Genomic DNA, 6,591 nt, shown 5'->3' on the forward strand with positions numbered 1-6,591 from the left:
GGCGTGAAAGTGAACTCTGAAAGCTTAGCGTCAATCCTCGCCGGCGGGGTCAGTTTTAGCTCCGATACTAACGCAGCGACCGCCGAGAACGGCGATAGTTTTGCGCTATTTGAATCTGAAACCAGTGCCCTTGGCGGTGTTGAGGTCACGCTCACCATGGATGAGGGGCATGGAGTGGAGAACGGCACCCGCATCGTGTATCGCGGGATCACCATAGGCAACATCTTAGGCAAAGAGTTAACGGCCAATGGCGTGAAGGCTCAGGCCAAACTGGCACCAGAATATGCCAAATTACTCACCCGCGATGGTCACTTTTGGCTCGAAGGGGCGGATATTTCACTCTCCGGGATCAAACATCCCGAACGCCTACTGAGTGGCAGCGTGATTAACTTTTTACCCGGTATCGATATTGGCTCGGCCTTGCCCGCCAGTTTTGCATTACATCACCAAGCGCCGGATGTCCTACTCTCGCAAAAACGCTTTTTAACCTTAACCTCAAGCGAAAATATGGGGATCACCCCTGGTGCGCAGGTACGTTATAAACAGCTACCTATAGGTAACGTCCTGACGGTCAAGCTGAATCAGGATTTTTCTGCCGTGGAATACCGAGTAGAAATTCTGCCCGAATTTGCCAATTTAGTGCGCAGTGGCAGCTATTTTGTACAGGAAGCGGCGGTGACGGTTGATGCCTCACTCGATGGACTGTCCGTCACATCACGGGATTTTGCAACCCTCACCAAAGGCGCGGTCAGTCTTATTCAAGGGGCCGATCCTAAGCCATTGCCTGCCAACACCTCTTTACCTGTATTCAATAGCAAAGACAGTGCTGAGGCCTTTTTTAAACAACAAAATCGCCTTATGGTGACCTTAATCAGCCAAGATGGTGCGGATGTCAGCCAAGGTTCACCAATCTATTATCAAAAAATGCAAATTGGTGTAGTTGATGCTGTCAAATGGCAAAATGACACCAATGACTTTGCCATTACCCTCGCCATTGATAATCAATTTAAGGCGTTACTGCACAAGCCTAAGGTTTTTTGGCGCAATAATGCCGTGGACATTAACGCCAGCCTCGCCGGTATTAATGTGGCGGTAGCCCCGCTACAGGGCGCGTTAAAAGGCAGCATCAGTTTAGGCCTACTCGATAAGTCACCTTCGGCAAACGCCGCTGCACCCATACTGTATGCCAGCAAATCCTTGGCCTTGGCTCAGGCAGTCAGTATCCGCTTGACCTTAGATGCGTCCGCTAAATTAACTGAAAAAGCGGCCATTCGCTATCAAGGTCATCAGGTCGGTGAAGTGTCACAGGTAAAGCTGAATGCCGATCTGACGACCCTCACGGCCAGCGCTTACCTCTATGGCGAATATGCCGAGCATTTCAGCCGCAGTGACAGTGAATATCACCTCATCGATGCGCAAATTTCCTTAGCAGGAATTAAGGCCCCAGAAACCCTCATCAGCGGCGCATATATTGGGGTTTTACCCGGCAAAAAGAGCCAAAAAGCCTACCAATTTACTGCCAAATTAGGAGCACAGACCACTGCGATGCTGCCAGCAGGCGCGCTCAAATTTACCCTTGAGGATAGCAGTCTTGGCGCGATAAAAGTCGGCACAGCAATCTTCTTTCGCGGCATAAAAATCGGCCAAGTTGATGGATACCGGCTTTCAAGTCAAGGCAATAGCGTATTAATGCAGGCCCATATCGAACCGCAATACCGCGATTTAGTGAACCAAAGCAGCCAGTTTTGGAACGCCTCGGGGATTAAAGTGGATGCAGGGATTTTTTCTGGGGTACAAATCGAAACCGGCACCCTCGAAACCATCATCGCAGGCGGCATTAATGTGGCAACCAAAGAATCGACTCAAGCGAGTAATCGATTACCGTCTGGTGCGGTTGTTAAATTGCAACATCAAGTTGACAAAGAATGGCTAAGTTGGGCCCCCGCGAATCGTCTTGCTCAGCCCTAATGTTGGACCAATCCTTGCGCTAACATGCCGCGATATGGCATAAGTGCTCAATTGGTAAGCTTAAGGTGAGTCACCTGTCGTTGAGGTGACCACCGCTGACAATTGTTGCACCACTAGCAATTATTCCACCGCGGACGGGGGCGCCATCGCAGCGCGAGGTGACGCCCTTCTCCAAGCGAATATAACGCGATGTTTAGCGGCATTGATTCGATACATGCGAGTAAAAATCAGCAGCTTCAGCTGCGGTTTGCATAGCGACCACTTAAGCTGCTCACTAATCCTCACGATATTGACGAGCTCCGCGCGATTAACAAGCACCGCATTAGCTAACCATAAAACCAATAACACACGCCGATGGCGGCACTGATCCCCGCAAAGTCTGCCGTTAAACCGCACGCTAACGCATGGCGCCCATGGCGGATCCCCACCGAACCGAAATACACCGCCAACACATAAAAGGTCGTTTCAGTACTGCCTTGAAAAATTGCCGCTAAACGCCCCGCAAAGGAATCCACCCCATGATGTTCCATGGTTTCGAGCATCATCGCTCGCGCCCCCGAGCCACTAAAAGGCTTCATCAGCGCGGTAGGCAGCGCATCGACAAAGCGTGTATCAAAACCTAAAATGCGCACCCCTGCGGCGATAAGTTGCAGTAAGTAATCAAGGGCGCCGGAGGCGCGCAGCAAGCCAATCGCCAATAACATGGCTAACAGGTAAGGAATGAGCTGAATTGATTGGGCAAAGCCGTCCTTCGCGCCTTCAATAAACTCATCATAAATCGCCACCTTACGCATCGCGGCCACCAACACAAAACTAAACACCAGTGCCAGCAACACGCCATTGCCCAGCACGGTTGAGACACTGCCGACCGCGCTAGCACTTAAACTCAGCAGATAAAACACGCTCGCGACCAAACCTGAGAGCATCAACGCCCCATAGCCGAGCACCACGGTATTGAATAATGAGATGCGTTGCACTAACGCGACCGTCAGCAAACCGGCGAGGGTCGATGCCGAGGTCGCCAGTAAAATCGGTAAAAAAATATCCGCAGGGGCTGCCGCACCTTGCTGGGCTCGGTACAAAAACACACTGACCGGCACTAAAGTGACCGAGGAAGTGTTAAGCACCAAAAACAGAATTTGCGCATTGGTGGCCACTGTTTTCATCGGATTTAAACTCTGTAAATCCTGCATAGCCTTTAAGCCTAAGGGGGTGGCCGCATTATCAAGGCCAAATACATTGGCAGTTAAATTCATCGTCATGCTGCCAAAGGCTGGGTGTCCCTTTGGGACTTCAGGCATTAACCGCCTAAGTAGAGGCTCAAATACAAAGGCAATCGCACTCACGACCCCCGCCTTTTCCCCTAGGCGCATTAATCCCATCCATAACGATAACACCCCAACCAAGCCTAAGGCGATCTCCGCCGCCAGTTTAGCGCTGGCAAACAGTGCTGCTACCGCCGCAGACAGCACCTCAACATGGCCAGTCAAGAGTTGTAGCCCAATGGCGCACAGCGCAATGATAAAAAATACTAACCACACTCGATTTAACAAAATGCTCCCCTTGCTCGCTATGGCATTCTCTGCGGTATTGGCCACTGCCAGTAAACGCACTATTGGGGCGCTCGCCTAGGCTAGGCTCAGGAGAAAATCTCAGCCCCATGAAGGGATTATGATATACTGACGCCAGTTGATACAGAGTCTATTTCCTTATGGTTCAATTAAATCAAAATTTTATCAATACAATTGCCCAAGAACTGCCCGCCCATTTATCCATGGACGGTTTTATTAGCGCCTGTGACAGGCCGCTGCGCCGTTCAATTAGGGTCAACACCTTAAAGATCACCAGCGATGCGTTTCAGCGCTTGATGCAACCTAAGGGCTGGCGCTTTGAGCCTATCCCTTGGTGCCCTGACGGCTTTTGGATCAGCTACGATGAAGAAGAGCAACTTGGCAATTGCCTAGAGCACATTCAAGGCTTGTTTTATATACAAGAAGCCAGCTCAATGCTGCCGCCCACCGCTCTATTTAGCGATCATTCCCAGTGGCAATGTGTTCTTGATCTTGCCGCCGCCCCAGGCTCTAAAACCACCCAAATCGCCGCACTCATGCACAACCAAGGCTTACTGGTTGCCAATGAGTACTCGGCAAGCCGGGTGAAAGTACTCCACGCCAATGTGCTACGCATGGGCGCGAGCCACTGCGCACTCACCCACTTTGATGGGCGGGTGTTTGGGGAGTATTTGTACGAGCATTTTGACGCTGTACTGCTCGACGCCCCCTGCGGCGGCGAAGGCACTGTGCGTAAAGATAAAGAGGCTCTCAAACAATGGAGTCTGACAGAAGTGCAGGCTATCAGTGAGACGCAAAAAGCCTTAATTCAATCGGCATTTTTAGCCCTCAAACCGGGTGGCAGCCTAGTTTACTCCACCTGCACCCTAAATCGCCTAGAAAACCAAGGCGTCTGCCAATACCTCCAGCAAACCTACCCGGATGCAGTGCAATTTGAATCCTTAGCGAATTTATTTGTGGGTGCCGAACGCGCCACTACGCCCGAAGGTTTTTTACACGTCTGGCCTCAAATTTATGACAGTGAAGGATTTTTTGTAGCAAAAATCACTAAACTGGCTTCAGTTGCGCGTTTGCAACCTGAGCCCAATTTGCAAAAAAACTTTCCTTTTACCCCCGCTAACCCAAAGCAAACCCTCGCCGTTCGCAGCTACTTTGAACAAGACTTAGGGATTGAATTACCCGATGACACTATCATGGTGCGCGATGAAGAGTATTGGCTATTTCCCAAAGAATTTAGCCCCTTAATTGGCCGTATGCGCTTTCAACGCATCGGCATAAAACTGGCGGATCACAGTAAACATGGTTTTAAAGTGCGTCATGAAGCCATTATTGCCCTCGTCAATCCCGAGAATGGCCCTAGGGCGAAAACCATTAATGTCAGCGACAATGAAGCCAAGGAATATTTAATGGGACGAGATCTGCCCCTTAACACCGCCACGAAAGCTCAAGGTGAGGTGATTGTCTGCTATGGCGGCGCGCCACTGGGCATGGCTAAACATTTAGGTAATAAGTTAAAAAATAATCTGCCCAGAGACTTAGTCAAAGATAAGGTGCTATTGCTGCCAATACACAACGCGGGGTTATAGGTCTGCTAGTTTTAAGTCGAGAATAAACTAAAAAAGGGGCTGCAAAACCCGCCTTAAGGGCAAAGCTCAACTACACTGAGTTTACTGTAAAACGCTCTTATGGGCGTTTTCACCTGTAGCGCATGGCTCTCTCACGAGCCATTCCCCTAGGCCCAAACAGCTAGCGTCGTTTCGGGCCTTTTTTTATGCCGCAATGTTAGCAGGCACAACCTTAACGGGTACAACCTTAGCTGACACAACCTTAGCTGGTACAACCTAAGTTAAGCCCTTGCCCGTTATGCATAAGCCCGCGCGATAGACCGAGGGCAGGATGAATAGCACGGCGGTAAACATCTCCTTTATTTACCATTGTGCATGAGTCGCGGCAGTTTAGCGTTGCAGCCCCAAGCGCCATTAACGCCCGACTAATCGCGCCGCATCCTTAAAGAGCGTAAAGAAGTTATGGCTAGTGTACTCAGCGAGATCTTCGTAGCGCTCCCCACGAAGCTCAGCCACAAACTCCGCGACATCACGCACATAAGCGGGTTGATTTTCTTGGCCACGATGAGGAATAGGCGCTAAATAAGGGGAATCGGTTTCCACTAATAGGCGATCCTTGGGCACTTTGCGGATCACAGTGCGAAGCTCCCCAGCATTTTTGAAGGTCACAATACCAGACACTGAAATGTAAAAACCAAGATCGATTGCCGCTTTCGCCATCTCCCAATTTTCAGTAAAGCAATGCAGAACCCCGCCCACCCGATCGGCGTGGCCTTGCTTCAGCATATTGATGGTATCTTCACGGGCATCACGGGTGTGCACGATTAACGGCTTATTCACGTCAACGGCAAGGGCGATTTGCTCGGCAAAACATTGCCGCTGCAACTCTTTAGTATCATCGGCATAAAAATAATCGAGCCCAGTTTCACCGATGGCGACGACCTTGGGCTCCAGCGCAAAGCGACGGATCTGCGCAATATCGAGCCCCTCTTGCACATCTAAGGGATGCACACCGCTTGAGAGGAAGATCTGCTCAAATGCTGCCATTTTATCCCGCATCGCTGCAAAACCCTGCTGGCGGACATTAACGCACAACATATAATCCACGCCGCGAGCCTTTGCTTGGGCAATGATCTGTTCAAGACTAGGTTGATCGGGCGCCGCTTTTAAGCGATCAAGGTGACAATGTGAATCGATAAGCACAGAAATATCCAAGCAGGTAGCTAAAAGGACGACAAGGATACCCAGCCAATGGATCGAGGTCAAATCAAGATGGGGCCGCATTAAGATCAACGGATCTTGCCACGACACTATGCCAAAGTCTGCACAACGCCCAGCCTAACAAGCCAGCAACGGCGCCGATAGGCAAACTCATTACCTAACGCACAAACAATCACCTCATCACTGACAAAACGGACAAACTTACTGGCGCAATCAAGGCTTAAATGGCAAGCGGCAATACGCTTTTACATAGTGCAAGTCAGATC

At 50.3% G+C, this 6,591-nt stretch carries 4 protein-coding genes; 2 read left to right on the top strand and 2 right to left on the bottom strand.

Annotated elements, in window-relative coordinates; translation table 11 throughout:
• Window positions 1–1,968, top strand: a 1,968-nt coding sequence (locus tag ACRCZA_RS03095) for an MlaD family protein (RefSeq protein ID WP_438673022.1), incomplete at its 5' end; no start/stop codon positions are given.
• A 326-nt stretch (window positions 1,969–2,294) separates the two neighbouring features.
• Here the strand turns inward: ACRCZA_RS03095 and ACRCZA_RS03100 are convergent.
• The gene (locus ACRCZA_RS03100; RefSeq protein WP_438673025.1) at window positions 2,295–3,521 is read right to left on the bottom strand and encodes a nucleoside recognition domain-containing protein; all 1,227 of its coding nucleotides are present in this window, start codon (window positions 3,519–3,521) and stop codon (window positions 2,295–2,297) included.
• Window positions 3,522–3,679: 158 nt separating this feature from the next.
• On the opposite strand from ACRCZA_RS03100, the gene rsmF reads away from it, so the two are divergent.
• A complete protein-coding gene (rsmF, locus tag ACRCZA_RS03105) occupies window positions 3,680–5,125 on the top strand; it encodes a 16S rRNA (cytosine(1407)-C(5))-methyltransferase RsmF (RefSeq protein ID WP_438673023.1) in 1,446 nt (481 codons plus the stop codon).
• A 393-nt stretch (window positions 5,126–5,518) separates the two neighbouring features.
• Here rsmF and ACRCZA_RS03110 read toward each other — a convergent pair whose 3' ends face one another.
• Complete coding sequence (locus tag ACRCZA_RS03110) at window positions 5,519–6,307, bottom strand: TatD family hydrolase (protein WP_438673024.1); 789 nt, start codon at window positions 6,305–6,307, stop codon at window positions 5,519–5,521.
• Window positions 6,308–6,591: the final 284 nt, after the last annotated feature.

The organism is Shewanella sp. (genome assembly GCF_051658185.1).
In the GTDB taxonomy this organism is placed as follows: Bacteria; Pseudomonadota; Gammaproteobacteria; order Enterobacterales; family Shewanellaceae; genus Shewanella.